The organism is Fructobacillus apis, from assembly GCF_023893635.1.
GTDB lineage: Bacteria > Bacillota > Bacilli > Lactobacillales > Lactobacillaceae > Fructobacillus > Fructobacillus apis.
The window spans coordinates 303,557-324,373 of record NZ_JAMWYK010000001.1 but is presented as its reverse complement, the minus strand read 5'-3'; the positions used below and the strand labels follow the sequence as shown (position 1 = coordinate 324,373).

The window sequence follows — 20,817 nt, the reverse complement described above, 5'->3', positions numbered from 1 at the left end:
CCAAGATTCAACAACAGGAAAACTGATTGCCGATTACATTGGTGGTGTTACTCAAATTAAACTGACATCTTGTGGTGGGGATAATTCAATTCATGTTTATACGTCAAACGATAACAATCCATCGCGAACAGATAACGGTAAAGATAAAGATCCCATGCTAGCCTTCTTCTACACTGGAACGAACTACGGTGGTCAATCTGATGAAGAACGAAACGCCATGGTTGGTGGACGTGATCACACGGTTCACAATGATAGTGGAACACTTTATACCCTCCCAGTACAAGACTATTCAAATCATTACATTAAAATTTCATACACGTCAAATTCGAGAAAAGGTGGGTCAGGACACGATAACTTCTTCACTACTGAAAAAATTGAATTTACAAGCAGTAATGACAAACTAAAAGAGCGTGTTGCAGACGACCAGAAGAAAGCCGACGCTTCCACGGCTGCTAAAGTCAGTGCCCGTTCTGACATCAACGCCGCTCGAAAGGCAGCCGAAGAAAAGATTGCGAATAACCCAACCTGGACGAACGCTGAAAAGGCGACCGAAAAGCAGAAAGTTGAAGATGCTTACACAGCATCAGAGAACTTCTTTAATGACCAAACTAGCTTGGATGCGGTCAATCCGGATAAGATTAAGGAAATGGGTACCAAGACTGTCACAACCATGCAAGGCTATGGAAATGAAAACGGTGAATCCATTGCCGACCGTATAAAGGATGCCCGTGCCGCTTTGAGCCAGACAAAGTTAGCAAAAGACGCTGAAATTGCTTACAACAAGGACTTGACGAAGTCGGAAGCAACCGGCTTCCAAACTTCTTCTGATTCGTTTAACACGAGTTTTGGAAACCAACTGACGAACATTGTTGCGACGGATAAAGATGCCGCCCAAAAGATTTTTGATATCGAAAACGACATCCAGACAAAATATAGGCAAATCGTTGTGAAGGGTGGCAAGAGCTTTAGTGATTCATCCAAGCAATCAACCACCAACTTAACAAACGCATACAACGATGCTAAGTCTGCTATTCAAAACAACAAGACGTTGACCCACGCACAGATTACTGGTCGATTGACGGATTTGCAAAACGACTACACAAAGGCCTTGGCTGACTTACAGGCAGCCAAGAAGACGCAGGATCTGGAAACGGTCGCGTCAAACTTTGCCGATAAGATTGCCGTGGATGAAAAGGACCTTGATCGAAACGACCAACTTCAAAAGTTGATCAATGATTTCAAGAACCGGAGCGACTACGAAAATCAACGAAACGCCATCTTGAATGACAAGACCATTGATACGCCCGAACGAAACCGTCAGTTGCAGGCTTTGGATGCTGCTTACAACGCTGTGATTAAGCGGATGAACAACGCCACTAAGATTACGGATGCCGAAGACACGTCTTCCGATACGGGCGCAAAGACGGAAATCACGACGATTAAGGGCACACACAAGTCCGGCGACTCGATTCCTGACCAAATTAAGAAGGGTCAGAATGCTATGGACCAACAGGGAACCGACGCAGATAACACGCTCGCTGGCATGACGAACCTCTCAAAGAAGGAACAGGCTGTCGAGAAGGCGAAGATTGATGCTTTAGTTGCGGACGCCAAGAAGGCTTACGACGGAAACGCCGATGCTGACGCTGTTGAAAAGACCACTAAGGACTCGACTTTGGCAGCTCAAATTCAGGCTATTTTGGATGCTGATCGAAAGAAGACCATCACGGACCTGAAGAACGATGCCAAAGACGCAATCGATGGTAAGGCAAAGCAGGCAAAAGACGACATCGACAAGCGCGACGACCTGAACCAAGACGAAAAGAACAAGGCGAAGGACGCCATCGACAACGCAGCCGGTAAAGCAAAGACCAAAGTCGATGGTGACAACAACGCCGATGACATCGATACGGATGGTGATGTTGACCCATCGAAGGACACAGTCGACGGTTTGAAGGGACACCCATCTTTGGATGACCAGAAGAACAAGGCCAAGGGTGACATTGACGACGCAGCCAACAAGGCTAAGCAGGCCATCGATAACAATCCAAACTTGCCAAAGGCAGATAAGGACAAGCACAAGGCCGACATTGATAAGGCGGCTAAGGACGCCAAGGGTAAGATTGACGGTTCGAAGAATGCCGACGATTTGAATGGTAACGATGGGCAGGGCGGAAACGCCGCTGCCGCCAAGGGCGACTTCAAGAAGGCGGCCGATGGTGTTAACGACGACGTGAATCATCACGATTCTTTGGATAAGCAGAAGAATGATGCTAAAAAAGGCATCGATGACGACGCTGACAAGGCCAAGACGGCCATCGATAACAACCCGAACTTGCCACAATCCGATAAGGACAAGGACAAGGCTGCCATCGACGATGCCGCCAAGAAAGCCAAGGGTGAAATCGACGGCGCGAAAGACGCCGATGATTTGCACGGCAATGATGGTAAGTCGGGTAAAGCAGGCCAGGCCGCTTCGGACTTTGACAGTGACAAGAACAAGGTCGATGGGGATGTGAACAAGCACGAATCCCTGGACGACCAGAAGAAGGACGCCAAGGGCGCCATCGACAACGACGCCGACAAGGCAAAGAAGGCAATCGACAACAATCCGAACCTGCCCCAGCCTGATAAGGACAAGGCGAAGGCAAAGATTGACGACGCCGCCAAGGATGCCAAGAAAAAGATTGACGGCGCGCAGAACGCCGACGACTTGCACGGAAACGACGGCAATTCTGGTAAGGCGGGGGAAGCCGCAGGTGACTTCAAGAAAGCGGCCGACGACGTGAAGAACGACACCGACCACCACGAATCGTTTGACGACCAGAAAAAAGACGCCAAGAAGGGCATCGATGACGCCGCCGACAAGGCCAAAAAGGCCATCGACGACAACCCGGCTCTGCCTGAAGAAGACAAGGCAAAGCACCGGGCGGAAATCGACGACGCGGCCAAGAAGGCCAAGGACAAGATCGACGGTTCAAAGGATGCCGCGGACTTGCACGGAAACGACGGTCATTCTGGTAAAGCCGGGGATGCCGCAGGTGACTTCAAGAAGGCATCAGATGATGTCAACGACGACGTCAAGAAGCACAAGTCTCTGGACGACCAGAAGAAGGACGCCAAAAACAACATCGACAACGACGCTGACAAGGAAAAGAAAGCCATCGATGACGATCCGAACTTGCCAAGTGATGACAAGAAGAAGGATAAGGACGCCATCGACGACGCGGCCAAGAAGGCCAAGAATAAGATTGATGGTGCCAAGAACGCCGACGATTTGAACGGCGGTGCCGGTAAGGATGCCAACGCCGACTTCAACAAGGCCAAGGGCCATGTCGATGATGATATGAACAACCACAAGCCGTTTGACGACCAGAAGAAGGACGCCAAGAGCGCCATTGACAACGACGCCGACAAGGCTAAGAAGGCCATCGATGATAACCCAGCTCTGCCAGCCGCTGACAAGGCTAAACACCGCAAGCAAATCGACGACGCGGCCAAGAAGGCCAAGGATAAGATTGACGGTGCCAAGACGCCGGACGACCTGAACAATGGGACTGGTAAGGATGGTAAGGACGGGTTCAAGAAGGACCTGGACGACATCAACGACGACGTGAAAAAGCACAAGTCTTTGGCCGACCAGAAGAAGGACGCCAAGGCGGACATCGATGACAAGGCCAAGAAGGCCAAGGAAGCCATTGATAACCTGCCAAACGTGCCGCAGGCCGACAAGGACAAGGCGAAGGCGGCCATCGACGACGAGGCCCAGAGGGCTAAGAACCGCATGGATGGCGCCGGCAACATCGACGACTTGGATGCGATTAAGTTCGACACCTCCTTTGATCACAAGACTGAAGGTATCGTAACGGATATGGAAAATAAGAATAAGACGGGTGTTAAGCCTGGCAAAGTCACGGCCGAACCGTTGGCCTTTGCTAAGCATGTCATGCCACAAACGGCTCGCAAGGTAAAGAAGCACTTCCTGGCCTTTATCATGCTCGTCGCGACAGCGGGTACGAGCATTTTCTTTGTGACGACGAAGAAGCACTAAGCAGCCAGCACACGTTTTAAGAAAAAGAGGACAATGTCTAAGACATTGCCCTCTTTTTCGTTTTTATATTCTAATTCTTTTTAGTCAATTCTAGCGCTTTGCAAAGTACGATATAAAAATACATCTTTTTGTCATAAAACGCGTCATCGCCCGCAATATTAGGCGTTTAAACTTATTTAGTCAAAATAAATTTAAACTAGGATTACTGTATATGATCACGAAAACAGAAATGCAAAAAAAGAAGAAAGTCGTCCTACAGTCTTTCTTAATCTCAATCGCCTTAACCGGTGGAATCGGTACCAGTACCTTTTCCGCTCTTTTGGGGATGTCACCGCTCGGCTTAGACGCCTCTGCTGATACCTATTCATGGCAGGCCGACCAAGCGGTGAACTCGGGAAATCTCAACACGAACACAGAGTACGACACAGTTGACGACGTTACCTTTGACGACCCTGAAAGTGCCGTTGTCGGTAAGTGGGTCAACCTGAAAAAGGTCGAAAAAGTTGCTCGTATCAGTAAGGAAATTCAACGAGCAAAAAACGAAGGACGCGACCAGTTCTACATCGACTACTTGTTAAGCCTTCCCGAATCCAAGGATAAGAATAACTACGACCAGTGGATCGACTACCAAGTGAAGAACGTTTACGTTCGTAAAGATCCCGATACTGGAAAGAACATCGCCGCCTACGTTGGTGGAAAGACACAGATTTCGATCTGGCCCATAGGACGCGCCAACTCCGTTTCCATTCTTACTGGAAAAGACGGGCAACCAAACAGCTATAAGGAATATAAGCGCTATAGTCGTAACCGAAACGACTATCGGAAGGTTGACCCGAAGGGGAGAGTTGTCTTTGCCGGGGTTGCCGTTGAACCAACGAAGACGATTTTCACGAAAGTTGAATATCCAAACCTTGGAAAAGAACATAAAATTGTACTATCTGACGATTTTGATAAGAACGTTGATAGCATCAAAGTTGGTTATACGCCTGACGGTAGTACCGATGCCTTGAATCTTCCAGACCAATACTATACAACGCCACGTCTGCAGGTCCGTACTCAGACCGTTTTGAAGAAAGAAATTCAAGAAGCCTTGGCCAAGCGAGTGGAATCAAAGACTAAGAAGGCAGCGGCTAAGGCTGAAATCGAAAAGGTCAAAAAGGAAATTCACGCTCGCATTGACCAAGACGATACGTTGAACCACCAAGAAAAGCAGGACCAACACTTTGAAGTGGACAAGGCCTTTGCTGGTATTGACTACGACATCGATAAGAAGGATAACGCGAAGGATGTTCAGGACGTCATTGACGACCGAAAGAAGGCCGCCGAAGCAAAGCATAAGTCAAACGCTGCGGTAAAAGACCGTAAGCAAGAGGTCTTTGCAGCCATTGATGCTGCTGCCAAACAAAAGCGTGCAGAAATCGATTCCGACCCTGATTTGACCAATGAAGAAAAAGAAAAGATTTATCCTGATATTGATAAAGTAACCGAAAAGTTGAAGCAGAAGTTCGACACGGTTCAAAACGCCGACGACTTGGAAGACAAGATTTTCAGTCACCTCCCTGGTGAAGCCTACGCTGAAGTTGTGGTGAAGCCCAACCAAACGCTGGACGAGCGAAAGGACAGCGCGAAGACGTCCATCGAAAACACTGGTGAAACGGTTAAGACGGATTTGGAGCAACGCGCCACGACCGCCAAGGCCAAAATTGATTTAGATGGTGGTTTAACACCTGACGAAAAGCAGACTCAAAAGAACGCCATCGATAACGCTGTTAAAAAAGCCAAGGACGACTTGGACTCGAAAGAGGCCAACGATGCCATGAAGGTGAACGCCATTCGCGCCAAAGCGGAAGCTGACCTTAAGATTTTGACGGATAAGAAGAAGGAAGCCCGTCGTTCCGCTGCCCGTTTGGTAAACGATAAGTTGACGGACATCAAGCACAACGACCAGTTGACGTCTGAACAAAAGGCTCAGTACGATAACGATTTGACTGGCGACTACCAAGACTTTGTTCACCGTGTTGATGCTGCTCGAACAACCGACGAGATTCCGTCGGTCACGGCCGGGTCTGACTTTGCCAAGAGCGTTGAAAACAGCGTGAAGGTTGATGCGGACGCCTTTGAAAAGACAAAGTCAAAAGCAAAGGATGACGTTCAAAAGAAGGCTAACAAGGCCATCGCTGACATTAAAGAGATGAACAACTTGACCGACGGACAAAAAGACGAGGCTTATCGTCAGGTTCAAGTGGAAGCCGATCGAATCAATAAGTCCATTGGTGAGGCTACTGATGCCGCCCGCGTTGAGGAACTCGTTAAGAATGCTGAAATGCCAATTCCGAACAACTTGCCAATTGATCAGCTGATTCAAGTTGCCAAGAATGACGCGGATGCGGATGCCAACGAGGCGGAAGGTGAAATCGCCGCCAACCAGGGATTGGAAGGCGACCAGATTGCGCAGCTTAAGGCTGATATTGAATCTGCCAAGAAGGCCTTTCAAGAGTCCTTTGATGGTGCACCGGATGCCAACGAATTAGCAAGACGAAAGAGCGAAAAGACGCTGGCGAACGCCATTGAAACGGCCAGAACCAACATGGCACAATTCGCGGCAGACAACCTTCGAAAGAAGGAGGAGGCGCTGAAACAAGCGAAGAACAGCGCTAAGGACACTGTTCAAAAGGATGCGAATAACAAACGCGCTGCCATCGATGAGATGACGGACTTATCGCAGAACCAGCGAGATAAGTTGAAGCAGCTGATTACGGATGCTGAAAATAAGGTCGATCAGCGGATTGATGGCGTGACGAACTTTGACAAGCAAGACGATGATATCGCAAAGGCGAAGCAGGGGAATGACCTCGAAGATGCTTTGAATAAAGCAAAGGGCGAACTTGCCGGCAAGCTTTTGGATAACAAGAAGCAGGCCCGCAAGGCGTTGATTGACCAAAAGGAAAAGGATGCTATAGCGACGATTGATAAGCTTAATAGCTTGTCGACCGATGAAAAGAATAAGGCTAAGTCCGACATCGCAGCAGCTGCTAAGAAGAATCGAGATTCGATCAGCGCTGCGACGGATGATACTGACTTTGAAAACAAAAACACTGACCTTTCTGGCGATAAAGGCTTAGCAGACATTGTCGAACAGGCCAAGAACGCGGACTGGAACAAGGCGTCACAGGCTGCGGCCGAAGCTGAAAAGTCGAAGAAGGATGCTGAACAAGCGGCGAAAGCCAAGGAAAAGGCAGATGGCGAAGAGGCATCCGCTAAAGAAACCAACCGAATTGCTCAAGAGAAGAAGCAATCAGAAGCTGAAAAGAAACGACAAGCGGACGAGGCTAAGTCAACAGCCGATACCGATAAGAAAAAGGCGGATGGTGATAAAGCTAAGGCCGATAACGAGTATCAAGTTGCTAAACAAAAGGCCGACGAAGCAGAGAAGCAGTCAGAAAATTCTGAAAATCATAATGAAAACACTGGTGGCTCTGGTGATTCTGAACATGCTGGAGGTCAAGAAACAGGCGGACATGATGATAACAAACATCAGGATGGTTCCGATTCAAAACCATCAGTTGAAGATCTGAAGAAGGATGCTTCGGACAAAAAAGAAGCAGCTGACAGAGCTGGAATTGCTGCAAATGATGCGGCACAAGCTGCTGAAACAGCGGCCCAGAACGCCGAAACAGCTAAGACGAATGCCGACAATGCGGCTAATGCTGCGAAAGGTACGGCCGCTACATTGACCGATAAAGAGGCCGCAGCCAAAAACGCCGATTCAGCGAACACTGCGGCACAGGAAAAAGCAGCTAAAGATGATGCCAAGCGCCGTGAAGCACTTGAAACAGCCAAGAAGGCCGCTCAAGCTGCCATCGACAAGCAAAAGGCCGATGCGGAAAAGAAGGTTAAGGCCATGTTGGACTTGGCCAAGGATACAAACGGTACCATTGATAGCGACGTGCAAAAGAAAGCCACTGATGAGTTGAAAAAGATTGACGAAGACTACCAGAAGGCCAAAACCGGTATTTCTAGTGCCCAGGATTCTGATTCTGTTGCAAACTCAAAGAACGACTTCAACGCCAATGGTGCTGTTGATTCTGTGAAGGACGAGTTGAACAACAAGAAGTCTTCCATCGAAGATCAAAAGCAGGCCGCTAAGGATGCCCTTAAAAAGAAGATTGCTGACGCCAACGATAGCTTGGATAAGCTCGACGGCTTGGATGAACAAAGCAAGGCCATCGTGAAGGATAAGCTGAAGGCGGATGCCAACAAGGCAAAAGACGACATCGAAAACCGTGTGGCCGGGTTGGATAAGCTGGTCGATGGTGGAAAACATGATACCGACTCCCTTGTCGACATTGTGAACAACACGAACTTTGACCAGGATGTACAAGACGCGAAAAACAAGGTGAAGCAGTTTGCGGATGCCTTGAAGAAGGCCGAAGACAAAGTGAAAAATGAGTCGAACGACCAACAGGCACGCATCGACCGGATGGACAACATTTCTTCTGCCGACAAAGAGAAGGCGAAGGAAAAGGTTCGTGCTGCTGAACGAGATGCACTGGCCAAGGTTGATGCCTCAACCAGTGCAGATGATATCAAAGCTAAGGAAGCAGACGGTCATTCCTTCCGAATGGAAACGGATAACGTTTTTGCTGACTTGAATAACCAGGAATCCTTGGACAACCAAAAGAAAGAGCTCATCGGCTTAATTGAACAGGATGCAAGCTTAAAGAAGGACGCCATCAACGGGATGGACAACTTGAGTCAAAGCGAAAAGTCGCAAGCCGGCAAGAGCTTGGATAAGGAAGCCGAACGCGTGATTAAAAAATTGGACGGCTCTAAGACGAAGGATGAGTTGACACAAAACTTCCAAAACGACCAGTACGAAAAGAACGCCGCTGAGATTCTTGAAGGTGTTGGAAAGAACGATTCCCTTTACAAACAAAAGGTGAAGGGAATGAATGCCGTTGATGCTGACGCGGACGCACTTAAGGCCGAAATTGACGCCCTGGATAAACTGTCTAAGGACGATAAAGAAAAGGCGAAGGCGGATATTGATTCTGCGGCCACCAAGGCCAAGGACAAGATTGACGATAGTTCAGATACCGACACGTTGATTAAGAATGGTTTGGAAGCGACTTTCCCAGCTGCTCGAGACCGAATCAAGGAGAATGTAGCGCAAAAGCCATCATTGGCCGATCAAAAGAGCGAAGCGAAGGCGGCCATTGACCGCGACGCGGAAGCTAAGAAGTCTTCTATCGACGGCATGGACAACTTGTCAACGAAGGAAAAGGCCAAGGCAAAGGCTGACCTGGATGCCGCTGTTCTAAAGGATAAGGCGGCGGTTGACGGCGCCAAGAACAAGGACGCCCTCGTGGTTCAAAAGTCGGCCGATTCTTACGGTGACAACGTCAAGAACGTTGATGACGACGTGAAGAAGACGCCGTCCTTGGATGACCAAAAGAAGGCGTCAAAGCAGCAGATTGACGACGATGCCGACCAGCACAAGGAAAACATCAACGCGATGGACAAGCTGGCCAAGGACGAAAAGAAGAAGGCCGGTCAGACCATTGACGAGGCAGCCGATAAGGCGAAGAAGGGCATCGACGCCACGGATGACAAGGATCAGTTGAACGTCCGAAACGACGATACAACGTACTCTGACGCCGTAAAGGATATTTCGGATAAGATTGATGCCATTCCGTCGCTTGCTGACCAAAAGGAAGCAGCGAAGGCGGATGTCGACAAGGTTGCCGCTGAGAAGAAAGCAGCCATCGACAAGATGAAGAACTTGACCAAGGACCAAAAGAACAAGGCCAAGGCCGCCATCGATGCCGCTGCTGAAAAGAACAAGGCGGCCATTGATACGACGGTTAACAAGGACAAGTTGACGGATCAAATCGATGACCCAACCTTCGACGACCAGGTGCAAAAGGTCGATGAACAGATGGCTTCAAATGGTTCGGTTGATGACCAAAAGGCAAGCGTTGCCAAGCAAATGGAAGACGCGTTGGAAAAGGCCAAGGCCCGCATCGACCGCGACCCGACCTTGAGCGCGGAACAGAAGGCTTCACAAAAGGCAGCCCTTGACCAGAACTGGTCACAAAAGAAGGCGGCTTTGATGCAGGCTGAAGATGCGGACGTCCTTTCATTTGAAAAAGAAGCTGTTATGGACCTCTTTGAAGACGTTCATTTGTCTGGCCTGTCTCTGGACGAACAGAAGGACGCCGCTAAGAACAAGGTGATGGCCATGAAGCAGGTCATCGAAAAGGACCTGAACCTGACACACTTCAAGAAGGAACTGCGCTTGAAGATGTTAGACAAGGTGCAAAGCGACTTCTTTGCTAAGCTTGAAAAGGCTGAATCAACGGACGACATCCGCGGTTTGCTGATGGCCTTCGAAGAGGCATTGTCTTCCGCACAGGACGGTCATTTGACCGCTCTTCCAGAAGCCGGAAAGCGTGAAGGCTTGGCCAACATGCTGACCGAAGTGATTCTTGGCGTGATGGCTGCGATGACTTCCGTTGCTTACTTTGCAACGAAGAAGCGCAACGAAGGCTAATCAGTCGCTTTGAGTAATAAAAGCTTATGGCTCCTTTGGAATCTCGAGCAGGCAACTGCGACAAGAAGTCAGATCAGGCATAAGACGTGATCATGATTCGTTGATTGTAGGAATGAAACGAATCAAAAAAGACCGGATGGTTTCAGAAGAAACCGTCCGGTCTTTTTGTTTGTTGCTTAGATAAAAAGCATGGTCAAGCAGAGGGCAATCGAAGCCACGATGGCTTGCATGCGGTAGGTGAGTGGCCGAATGAAGGAGAAGACATAAGTCCCCAGGGTCAACACCAGGGCGATCATCACGCCCGCATCCAACTGATGGAAGCAGAGGACGTTAATCAAAAAGGCGGACCCGGTGAACAAACCTAACAGGCGGCCTTTCGCCTTTGGTAACACCAAAGGCGTTAAATAAAAGAGCGTGGTGTAGAAGAAAGTCCAAGCGCCGTTTAAGAAGGCGGTGTCGACGTAGTTGTTCGCCAAGAAAGTGATGCAGACAGGCACCGTGAAGGCGACCATGAAGGTCAAGGCCAGTAGGCCGAGACCGTTTTGCAATTGGACAAGGGAAAACGGCAAGATGGCGAGCACCAATAAAAAGAGCAGCAACAGTGCCAGCACCTCAAAGCGTGTCCGCAACGACGAGTTCACCAGCACGATGAGCGATGCCGCCAGCGCCGCGTACACCCGCCAGTCCTTTTTCACGAAGCGTTCGCTAATCAAGAAACCGAGCGCCAAGGCCGTACAAAACGAGTACAGGAGCAGCGGCCATATCTGTTCGATGGGCAAGCGGCTCGACAGTGTCCCGTTCAAAATCGGCTTCAGCCACCAGATCAACGGGAAGGCCAGTGCGACGACCGGTACCGTCCAACGGTGCACCGCCGGCAATTTCGCGTACACATCCTTTGGCTTTGGTTGGTTCGCCTCCGCCTGCGCCTTTTCCTCACGACTTCGACGCGAACGTGAGAAGAAGTTTTGCGCCCCCGCTTGTCCAAACTTAAAGCCGGATGGCGACTGTGTTGACGGGCTTTCTTGCACCCCGTTTGGATTCATATTGTGTTGGCTTTCGTTTTCCGCCATGGTTCTTCCTCTTTACTGTAGTTGTGCTTTTTTATTTTATCATTTATAATATGTTTTATACATTACAACACTATCAAGAGCAGGGAAGTGATACAGCACGATGAACCTGCACCAACCGGCATTCGCACGGTGGTAATTCTGTAAGATAGACCAAGTCGCATTGATTCGCTCAGGCTGGTCCTGGGCGTTTTTTATTTGCCTTTCTTGATGTGTGCCAAAGTAAAATGTGTGCCAACTAAAAGGAGACAGAAACATGACAAAGTATTTCACTGCCGAATCCGTTGCCAACGGACACCCCGATAAGGTCGCTGATCAAATCTCAGACGCCATCTTGGACGCCGTCTTGGAAAAGGACCCACAAGCCCGCGCCGCCATCGAAGTGACGACTTCAACCGGTGACGTTTCCATCTTCGGTGAACTCTCAACCTCAGCCTACGTCAACGTGCGTCAAATCGCCGTTGAAACGGTTCGTGCCATCGGTTACGACAAGCCAGAACTCGGCTTCTCAGCCGACTCCATCAACGTCTCAAACAAGATCGTTGAACAATCAGCCGACATCGCCCAGGCCGTTGACGCCGCCGAAGACGATCCGGACCAGTTGGGTGCCGGTGACCAAGGAATGGTCTTCGGTTACGCGACCAACGAAACGGACGACTACTTGCCACTTGCCTTGGACTTGTCCCACCAAATGATGCGTCAAATCCGTGCCGTTCGTGAAGAGGGCAAGGTCGACTACCTCCGTCCCGACGCGAAGGGGGAAGTGACTTTGGCATTGTCTGACGACGGTGAAGTGGAACGCATCGCCGCCGTTGTCTTGTCAACGCAACATGGTGAGGACGTCTCATTGGAACAGTTGCGTGCCGACATGAAGAAGCTCGTCTTGGACCCCGTTTTGCCAGCCAACTTGGTTGATGCCGAAACGAAGTTTTACATCAACCCATCAGGACGCTTCGTTCTTGGTGGCCCACAAGCCGATTCCGGTTTGACTGGTCGTAAGATCATCGTCGACACATACGGTGGAGCCGCTCACCACGGTGGTGGAGCCTTCTCTGGTAAGGACGCAACGAAGGTTGACCGTTCTGGTGCCTACTACGCCCGCTACGTGGCCAAGAACTTGGTTGCTGCCGGTTTGGCTGACAAGGCCGAATTGCAAGTGGCCTACGCCATCGGTGTGGCCGCACCCGTGTCATTAAACATCGACACGTTCGGAACGGCGAAGGTTTCAGAAGCTAAGATTGAAGAAATCGTGGCTGAACTCTTTGATTTCCGTCCATTGTCCATCATCAAGTCCTTGGACTTGCGTCGCCCAATCTACAAGCAAACCGCAGCCTACGGCCACTTCGGTCGCCCTGACTTGGACCTCCCATGGGAAAAGTTGGATAAGGTGGAAGCGATTAAGGCGAAGTTGGGTTAATCAAATTCAATTGCTAAATTAGAAAACGACTAGCGTCGTTTTTTTTTTGATAGAATGAAGCGAACGAACGGGATGTTGGAGGAGTTTTATGAATAAGAAAAATCTGAACTTTTTTGGACTTGTCCAACTCTTTCTCTGCTTGCTTTATTTTAAGACAGGCAATCATTGGCTCATTATACTAGTGGGCGCTGTTGCTTTGATTTGGTTACTTTTGTCTTTTTACGTTGATAAGAAAGAGGCGAAGGACGCTGAAATGACGAGCGTCGCTCGTCTCGTTTTGAAGTTGAAGCGACGTGAATTGAAGAACCAAGAGAAGTGATTGGAACAAAAAAGACGACCGCGATGGTCGTCTTTTTTTCTGCTTTATTTATGATGTTTGTGCTTGTGTTCAGCTTTAACCTGAACCGCTTCAATCAATGGGTAAGTGCCCCATGTGGATAAGGTAAAGGTGTAGGCCCCGTTATCCAAGAGCCGACCATCGGTTTTAACCGATTGCAGGTCGCGAATGTGGATGTCGGCCTTCTCTTTCACGTCAAAGGAAAGAAAACCACGACGGGAAGGGTTTTGACGTCCCTTCTTACCCTGAAGGTAAGTGAGGAAAATCTTTGGCCAAGGCACCTGGTTCACCAAGCGAATGGTGTAGGGGGCAGCGGCATCAGCGCCGTTGTTCAGCACCTGCATCCCGAGCGTCTTTGAGAAGTGCTGGTAGGTGCCACCGTGGCGAAGCGTCCAACCGAAGGTTAAGGCGTTCTGGTTACTTGAAAGGAAGTTCCAGAAGTTCAAGAACTGACGCCAGGCTTCCTTGAAGGCGAACTTTTGGTCAAACTTTGGAAGTAGGGCGGAAAAGTCCTGTCCGACCTGGACGTAATCGAGGAAGTATCGCTGCCCCTTTGTTGGCACGTCGCCGACGATTTGCCCCACCGGCGCTTCTGTCACCTGCATCGCCGCAAGCGAAGTCATGATTTGGCTAATCAAGTGGTCGATGTGCGTTGCCTTTTCCGGCCATGACACAAGGAGAAGCGGGTGCTTCTTGCTTTCGTCAACGGCCAAAAAGCCGGAGAGCACTTCGTTTCTTGATGCCTTGTTTCCAACAACGACAACGGGCAGGTTTACGTCGGAAAAGGCCTTGTCACGAGCCACTAACTTAGCCTTTTGAAAGAGCGAGTGGTGGGGGCGGGACTTCCGAAAGGAGGGCGCAACGCCGTTTTGTGTCAATTGTCCTTCGAGTTGATCCAGCAACCCTTTATCCTTTTGACGGATGAGTCCGGATTCAACGAAGATGTGAGCTTGTGTGGGCATCGTTCACCCTCCTAAAGATTTGCTTGAAAAAAGGCATGCCGAAGCATGCCAATTGTCCTTAAACCATGATGAGCATTGGCAAAATCATTGGCTTTCGGGCAGTTTCTTTGTGTAGATACTTTGACAAGTCATCGATGATGGCCTGACGAATGTCGGATTCAGAAGGCGTCTTTTGAGACATGGCCTTACGAATCGTATTGAAAATCACGTGACGACCGTCGTTAATCAAGTCACCGGATTCACGCATGTAAACGAAACCACGGGAGAGGATGTCTGGTCCAGACAAGATTTCCTTTTTCTTCAAGTCAATGGTTGCCGTGACGATGACCAAACCATCTTGTGACAGCTTGAGTCGGTCGTGCAAGACAACGGAACCGATATCACCGATACCAGAACCATCAATGTACGTATCGTCCGCAGGGAAGTGTCCAGCCAAGCGTGGTTCGTTTACGCCGTCGAAGGCCAAAACGTCACCGTTTTCTTGGATGAAAGTGTTTTCCTTTGGAATGTCTAATTCTTCAGCCAAACCGGCGTGAACCTTCAACATGCGGAACTCACCGTGGACGGGCATGAAGTACTTAGGCTTCATCAAGGAAAGCATCAACTTCTGTTCTTCTTGGCCACCGTGACCAGAAGTGTGAATGTTGTTTAGCTTTCCGTGGATGACGTTTGCGCCACCTTCTTCCAACTTGTTAATCACGGCGTTAACAGAGGCCGTGTTACCAGGGATTGGAGAAGAGGAGAAAATCACGTTATCCTTTGGCTTCAAACGCACTTGCTTGTGCGTTCCGTTGGCGATTCGTGCCAAGGCAGCCATTGATTCACCCTGTGAACCAGTCGACATGATCAACAATTCATCGTCTGGGATGTTTTTAATCTGTGACTGTTCAATCAAGGCGTCTTCAGGGATGTCTAAGTATCCCAGGGCACGACCATTCGTGATGGCCGATTCCATTGAACGACCGAAGACCGCAATCTTTCGGCCGTTTGCGATGGCAGCGTCCGTTGCCATCTTAATTCGGTTCATGTTCGAAGCGAAGGTGGCGAAGATGATTCGACCATGCTTCAACTGCTTGAACAACTTATCAACCGTCTTTTGAACCCAGGCTTCGGACTTGGTCCATTCAGGACGTTCCGCGTTGGTTGAATCGGACATTAAGAGCAAGACACCTTCTTCACCGATGCGAGCCATTGACCAGAGGTTTGGCTTTTGCTTGGTGGTAGGGGTCAAATCAAACTTAAAGTCACCGGTTTCAACGATTGTTCCAACGGGTGTCTTGATGGCAATTCCGAAGACGTCTGGAATTGAGTGGGTTGTACGGAAGAATTCAGCAGAAGTCTTACCGAAGTCCACCACGGAACCGTCTGTGATTTCGTGGAGTTCCACCCGGTTTAACATTTGCTTTTCTTCCAGCTTGTTGCGGATCAAAGCCATTGCTAATGGACCCGCGTAAACCGGTACGTTAACTGCTTGTAAGAAGTAAGCAATCGCACCAATGTGGTCTTCGTGTCCGTGGGTGATGACAAGGCCTTTAACCTTGTCGATGTTTTCGACTAAGTACGAGTAGTCGGGGATGACGTAGTCAATCCCTAAAAGGGAGTCTTCCGGGAACTTGATACCAGCGTCCACGATGACGATTTCATCTTGGTATTCGATACCGTAAGTGTTCTTCCCGATTTCGCCTAGACCACCAAGGGCGTAAACCGCAACTTCGTTGGGTTTGATGTCGACTTTTTCCATGAATTAATTAAAAAGTCGTAATTGAGAATTCTGGATCAGCCTGTTCGTACACCAGTGCTGCGTCAGAGAGTTCTTCAACTGTTTCAATGTTAAAGTTCTTGTTGTTCTTTTGAGCCATTGCGTATGCGTCGGCGTGATTGTCAGCCTCTACGTAGAAAGATTGCGTAAATTCACGCTTTGGGTTCTTGTCCATACTGTCTTGGTAATATACTTTAAAAACCATGTTTAGGTTCCTCCAAATATGTTCTTTTATTTTGTCACGAATCGAAAACCTTAACTGCTATTTTACCATATATAGAAAGGATTGACGACTTTTATTAGACAAAATCGAGCTAAAAATTCGCAAGAGACCCGTGCGGAACAGCATTTTTTTTGCTATAATAACAGGTAATCAAGAAAAACGAGGGATATGCTTTATGGCAATCGGAATGAACGATTTGAAGACAGGTTTGACAATTGAGTACTCAAACTCAATCTGGCGTGTATTGGAATTCCAACACGTTAAGCCTGGTAAGGGAGCGGCTTTTGTTCGCTCAAAGTTGAAGAACTTGCGTACTGGTGCGGTGAACGAAGTAACGTTCCGTCCTGGTGACAAGTTTGAACAAGCAGAAATTACGACACGTCCAATGTCATACTTGTACGCCGAAAACGACGGACGAGTATTCATGGACACGGAAACGTTTGAACAAATCAACGTCCCTGATTCTCACTTGCAAGAAGCTTTGAAGTACATGCTTGAAGGTATGGAAGTGAAGATCACGATGTACGGTTCAGAAGTGCTCGGTGCTGACTTGCCAGTTTCTGTGACGTTGAAGGTCGAAGAAACGCAACCAGGTATCAAGGGTGCCACTGCAACGGGTTCTGGTAAGCCAGCCGTTGTTGAAACGGGTGCAACGATTACGGTTCCTGACTTCGTTAACGAAGGTGACATGATCATCGTTAACACGGAAGACGGATCATACAAGGGTCGCGCCTAAATGTAACGACTGCTTTCCTAAACGGTGAGCAGTCTTTTGTCTTTTGTGAGACTGGATTTCGAATACAAAACTGGTCATAGAGGAGGAAAGCTGATGGCAAAGTCAACGGATTTGACGAACAAGAACTTTTTATTAACCAAAGAAGAAATGGCTGACGGGCAAATGCTCGTATCCAAGTCAGCATTGGAAGCGGTTGCTTCTTCTGCTGCTCTGGGCGTTAAGGGTGTGGTTTCGATGCAAGAAAACGTCTACGACCACTTGCCAAAGTACTTGACGAAGGTCGCTGGTGCGATGCCAAAGGCTTCCGGTGTTTCCTTGAAGCAAGAAGACGGTGAAATCTTTGTGGACATGGCCGTTGTTCTTGAATACGGTGCGGTGATCCCAAAGGTTGCCTTTTCCGTGCAACAGGCTGTTAAGTCTGACTTAGCCAACTTGGCTGGGTTGACGGTGAATACGGTAAACGTGACCGTTTCAAGCCTTGTGCCTGACGACGACCACCAAAACATCGATCCAGAACACCTTTTTGATCAAAGCAAGCAAAAGGAGCCTGCGAAATGACCCAACTGTCACGACACGAGGAGCGACAGGCAGCCTTGCAAATTCTCTTTGCATCGCTAAACGATGTTCCTGATGATAATAAATTAGATTTGGACTACGATCTCGTGGTTTCAGATAACGAGTACCAAGCCTTTTTGCCACAGTTGGTAAATGGTGTCTTGGCTTCCCGTAAGGAATTGGACGAAAACTTGGCCAAGCACCTTGCAACGGGTTGGAAGCTCGACCGAATTGCCCGGGTAAACTTGGCAATTTTGCGAATCGCCGCCTACGAATTGACTTTGCCAGAACCAACGCCTTACAAGGTTGTGGTCGACGAAGCCGTCGAACTGGCTAAGGAATTTGCGACAAAAGAAGATGCTTCGTTTATCAACGGAGTTTTGAAGAATTATGCACCTGAAAATGCATAACGTCGGATTGGACTAACCTCTGGTTAGTCCTTTTTCTATGGGAAACAGGTGAAAACGCCCGTCCTGTGCTAAAATAAGACAAGATAAAAGGAGATTTTCATGGCCATTTACGACCCTAGTGAACAACCAAATCCTAGCTTTGACACGCACAACCACCTAAACGACGATGCGCTCTACTTCGACGTGCCCGCCTACCTCGGTCGCGCCCACGAGTTCCAAGTTTTGGAAATGAACGTTGTCGGCTGCGAAAAGGAAGGTAACGAGCGTGCCATCAAGATTGCCGAAGAAAACGAGGGCGTCAACGCCATCATCGGTTATCAGCCCGAAGACGCGCCGGAATTCGACGAAGCTGCTTTAGCGACTTTGAAGGAACAAATCAAGAACCCAGTCGTCGTTGGAATCGGAGAAACCGGTTTGGACTACCACTGGGACACCGACCGTGATGCGCAGATGAAGGCCTTCCATGCCCAAATCGAACTCGCCAAGGAATCCGGTCTGCCCTTGATCATTCACAACCGCGAAGCTTTCGATGACGTTTACGCGATTTTGAAGGAATCCGGCTTGAAGAAGGTGATTATCCATTCCTTCTCCGGTACGCCGGAACAGGCCAAGGCCTTCGCCGACCTCGGCTACTACGTGTCCTTCTCGGGGGTGGCGACCTTTAAGAAGGCCGAAGAGGTTCGTGAGGCGGCCAAGGTTGTGCCGCTCGACCACATCCTAACGGAAACGGACGCGCCTTACTTGGCGCCGACGCCAAACCGTGGAAAGACCAACGAGCCCGGTTGGGTGAAGTACGTGGTTGATTCACTGGCGGAAACGTTGGGGATGGACCGAGATACCTTCGCTGACCAGACTGTCAAAAACGCCCACCGAGCTTTCTTCGATCATGACTAAGGGCCACGCTTCTCAATCAAAGGAAACGGCGTCCTCGACGACGTTACCAGCAATCAAAGCGGCGGTCGTTGTCGAAGGTTGGTCGGACACGCAACGTCTGAGTTTAGCCGTCGACTGCGACACGATTGAAACCCGGGGTTCCGCCCTGGAAAAACCCGTCCTTGATCAAATCAAGCGGGCCGTCAAAGAACGCGGTGTCATCGTCTTGACCGACCCCGACTTTAACGGGAACCGCCTGCGGAATATGATTTTGAAGGCGGTGCCGGAAGTCACGCTCGCCGCCATCACCAAGGACGAGGGCCGGGCGGACCACGACAACCCGCACAAGTCCCTCGGCATCGAACACGCGCCGCTAAAAACGCTGCAGGCCGTTCTCCTGGAGGCCGACAAGAAGGCTTCCTCGGGCAAAGAACGTCCCGCTTCAGACATCACCTTCGACTTTCTCTTCGACCTCGGCTTGCTCGGGGCGGGGGAGTCCAAGAAGAAGCGGGAGCAGCTCGGAAACGAACTGTCCTTTGGTTACGCCAACGGCAAGCAGCTCTTGAGCCGCTTGGTCGCGCTTGGCTACCAACAAGAAGATGTCTTAAACGCACTTAAAGGAGGCCAACATGGCCAAAACAATTGATATTGCCACGCCAATGCGGACACAGGCGATTTTGAACCAGTACGGCTTGCGAGCTAAGAAAAAGTTCGGACAGAATTTTTTGACAGATGGAAACATTTTGTCCGGTATCGTCGACGCCGCTAACCTGACAAAAGAAGATCACGTGGTCGAAATTGGACCCGGTATCGGTGGATTGACCGAATACCTGGCCCGCGCCGCCAAGGACGTCTTGGCCTTCGAAATCGACTCTGACATGGTGAAGGTGTTGTCCGAGACGCTGGCACCCTACGACAACGTCGAAGTCCGCGAACAAGACGTCTTGGAAGCTGATTTGAAGACGGTTCTGGCCGAGAAGTTTGGCGAAGGGGAAGGCGTCAAAGTCGTTGCCAACCTGCCTTACTACATCACGACGCCAATCCTATTGGCGCTCTTGCAGGCCGGCTTCAACTGGCGACAGCTCGTTGTCATGATGCAAAAGGAAGTGGCCGACCGCTTGGCTGCCAAGCCCGGGACGAAGGAGTACGGTGTCTTGACCGTCATGCTCGACTACTACGCTTCCGTCGAGACGGCTTTGAAGGTGCCGGCCGCCGCCTTCAACCCAGCGCCAAACGTCGACTCTGCCGTCGTTTCCCTGACGCCAAAGCCAGCGGAACGCCCGGTTGAAAAGCCAGCCAAGCTCTTCTCCCTCGTGAAGTCCTGCTTCGCGCACCGTCGAAAGTCAATGTGGAACAACTTGACGCAGCGCTTCGGTAAGGAAGAAGAAACAAAGGACAAGCTGCACGCCGCTTTGGATGAGGCGGGGATTGATCAGGGAATTCGCGCCGAACGTTTGACGCTTTCCGACTTCACTGACCTCTACTTGGCTCTCCAAAAGAATGGAGTCTATGACATCTAACCGTAACAATCGACACGCCCGTAACATTGTTAGACATTGAACAAATTATGACAATGCGTTATAATAGGAATTGTCTAGATGAGAAAGGCGGTTTAAATGTCAACCTTAGAAGAAATTAAAGCGCGTTTAGACGCGCACATCGGAGAGACAGTTACGGTAGTATCACAAGCTGGCCGCAAGAAATATACAGAACGTTCTGGGATCTTACGTTCAACTTTTCCATCATTATTCGTGGTAGAACTGGACGAAGAAGCCCAGTTTAAACAAGCATCGTACTCATACACCGACGTCTTGACTAAGACGGTCGACGTGAACTTTGCTGAATAATGCCCTCAAAAAAAGACCCGGCCGGGT

General features: G+C 49.5%; 15 protein-coding genes and 1 riboswitch. Of the genes, 11 read left to right on the top strand and 4 right to left on the bottom strand.

Annotated elements, in window-relative coordinates:
• Nucleotides 1-154 precede the first annotated feature (154 nt).
• Together NFX39_RS01395 and NFX39_RS01390 are read left to right on the top strand one after the other, a co-directional pair.
• Entirely contained in the window at nt 155-4,051 is a 3,897-nt protein-coding gene (locus NFX39_RS01395; protein WP_252442297.1) for a DUF1542 domain-containing protein, read from the top strand.
• Between the two features lie 211 nt (nt 4,052-4,262).
• The gene (locus NFX39_RS01390) at nt 4,263-10,604 is read left to right on the top strand and encodes a DUF1542 domain-containing protein (RefSeq protein WP_252442295.1); all 6,342 of its coding nucleotides are present in this window, start codon (nt 4,263-4,265) and stop codon (nt 10,602-10,604) included.
• A gap of 176 nt (nt 10,605-10,780) precedes the next feature.
• On the opposite strand, the gene NFX39_RS01385 is transcribed toward NFX39_RS01390, so the two are convergent.
• Entirely contained in the window at nt 10,781-11,674 is an 894-nt protein-coding gene (locus NFX39_RS01385; protein ID WP_252442293.1) for a hypothetical protein, read from the bottom strand.
• 67 nt (nt 11,675-11,741) lie between these two features.
• A riboswitch (SAM riboswitch) is annotated at nt 11,742-11,826 on the top strand.
• A 101-nt stretch (nt 11,827-11,927) separates the two neighbouring features.
• Between NFX39_RS01385 and metK the strand changes: the two genes are divergently transcribed.
• Both metK and NFX39_RS01375 read left to right on the top strand, forming a co-directional pair.
• Nucleotides 11,928-13,088: a methionine adenosyltransferase gene (metK, locus tag NFX39_RS01380; protein ID WP_252442291.1), complete on the top strand. Its 1,161-nt coding sequence runs from the start codon at nt 11,928-11,930 to the stop codon at nt 13,086-13,088.
• Nucleotides 13,089-13,176: 88 nt separating this feature from the next.
• Nucleotides 13,177-13,407, top strand: coding sequence for a hypothetical protein (locus NFX39_RS01375; protein ID WP_252442289.1), 231 nt, complete (start codon nt 13,177-13,179; stop codon nt 13,405-13,407).
• 44 nt (nt 13,408-13,451) lie between these two features.
• Here the strand turns inward: NFX39_RS01375 and NFX39_RS01370 are convergent, their stop codons facing one another.
• Genes NFX39_RS01370 through NFX39_RS01360 form a run of 3 tightly spaced genes read right to left on the bottom strand, consistent with a single transcriptional unit; the run spans nt 13,452 to nt 16,351 of the window.
• On the bottom strand, nt 13,452-14,387 hold the full coding sequence (locus NFX39_RS01370; RefSeq protein WP_252442287.1) for a hypothetical protein: 936 nt from the start codon (nt 14,385-14,387) through the stop codon (nt 13,452-13,454).
• A gap of 58 nt (nt 14,388-14,445) precedes the next feature.
• Nucleotides 14,446-16,128 (bottom strand): ribonuclease J1, encoded by a 1,683-nt coding sequence (gene rnjA, locus NFX39_RS01365; protein ID WP_252442285.1) that lies wholly within the window; start codon nt 16,126-16,128, stop codon nt 14,446-14,448.
• Nucleotides 16,129-16,135: 7 nt separating this feature from the next.
• Nucleotides 16,136-16,351, bottom strand: a complete 216-nt coding sequence (locus NFX39_RS01360) for an RNA polymerase epsilon subunit (RefSeq protein WP_252442283.1) — start codon at nt 16,349-16,351, stop codon at nt 16,136-16,138.
• A gap of 193 nt (nt 16,352-16,544) precedes the next feature.
• Between NFX39_RS01360 and efp the strand changes: the two genes are divergently transcribed.
• The 7 genes from efp to NFX39_RS01325 all read left to right on the top strand — a co-directional run bounded on the left by efp (nt 16,545) and on the right by NFX39_RS01325 (nt 20,790).
• On the top strand, nt 16,545-17,105 hold the full coding sequence (gene efp / locus NFX39_RS01355) for an elongation factor P (RefSeq protein ID WP_252442281.1): 561 nt from the start codon (nt 16,545-16,547) through the stop codon (nt 17,103-17,105).
• Between the two features lie 93 nt (nt 17,106-17,198).
• Entirely contained in the window at nt 17,199-17,663 is a 465-nt protein-coding gene (locus NFX39_RS01350) for an Asp23/Gls24 family envelope stress response protein (RefSeq protein WP_252442279.1), read from the top strand.
• Nucleotides 17,660-18,070, top strand: a complete 411-nt coding sequence (nusB, locus tag NFX39_RS01345) for a transcription antitermination factor NusB (RefSeq protein WP_252442277.1) — start codon at nt 17,660-17,662, stop codon at nt 18,068-18,070. Before NFX39_RS01350 ends, nusB begins: the two co-directional genes overlap by 4 nt.
• A 99-nt stretch (nt 18,071-18,169) precedes the next feature.
• Nucleotides 18,170-18,964, top strand: a complete 795-nt coding sequence (locus NFX39_RS01340; protein ID WP_252442275.1) for a TatD family hydrolase — start codon at nt 18,170-18,172, stop codon at nt 18,962-18,964.
• Entirely contained in the window at nt 18,957-19,589 is a 633-nt protein-coding gene (gene rnmV / locus NFX39_RS01335; RefSeq protein ID WP_252442273.1) for a ribonuclease M5, read from the top strand. The genes NFX39_RS01340 and rnmV overlap by 8 nt, the downstream gene beginning before the upstream one ends.
• A complete protein-coding gene (rsmA, locus tag NFX39_RS01330) occupies nt 19,573-20,463 on the top strand; it encodes a 16S rRNA (adenine(1518)-N(6)/adenine(1519)-N(6))-dimethyltransferase RsmA (RefSeq protein ID WP_252442271.1) in 891 nt (296 codons plus the stop codon). Before rnmV ends, rsmA begins: the two co-directional genes overlap by 17 nt.
• Before the next feature lie 96 nt (nt 20,464-20,559).
• Nucleotides 20,560-20,790: a Veg family protein gene (locus NFX39_RS01325; RefSeq protein WP_252442269.1), complete on the top strand. Its 231-nt coding sequence runs from the start codon at nt 20,560-20,562 to the stop codon at nt 20,788-20,790.
• Nucleotides 20,791-20,817 lie beyond the last annotated feature (27 nt).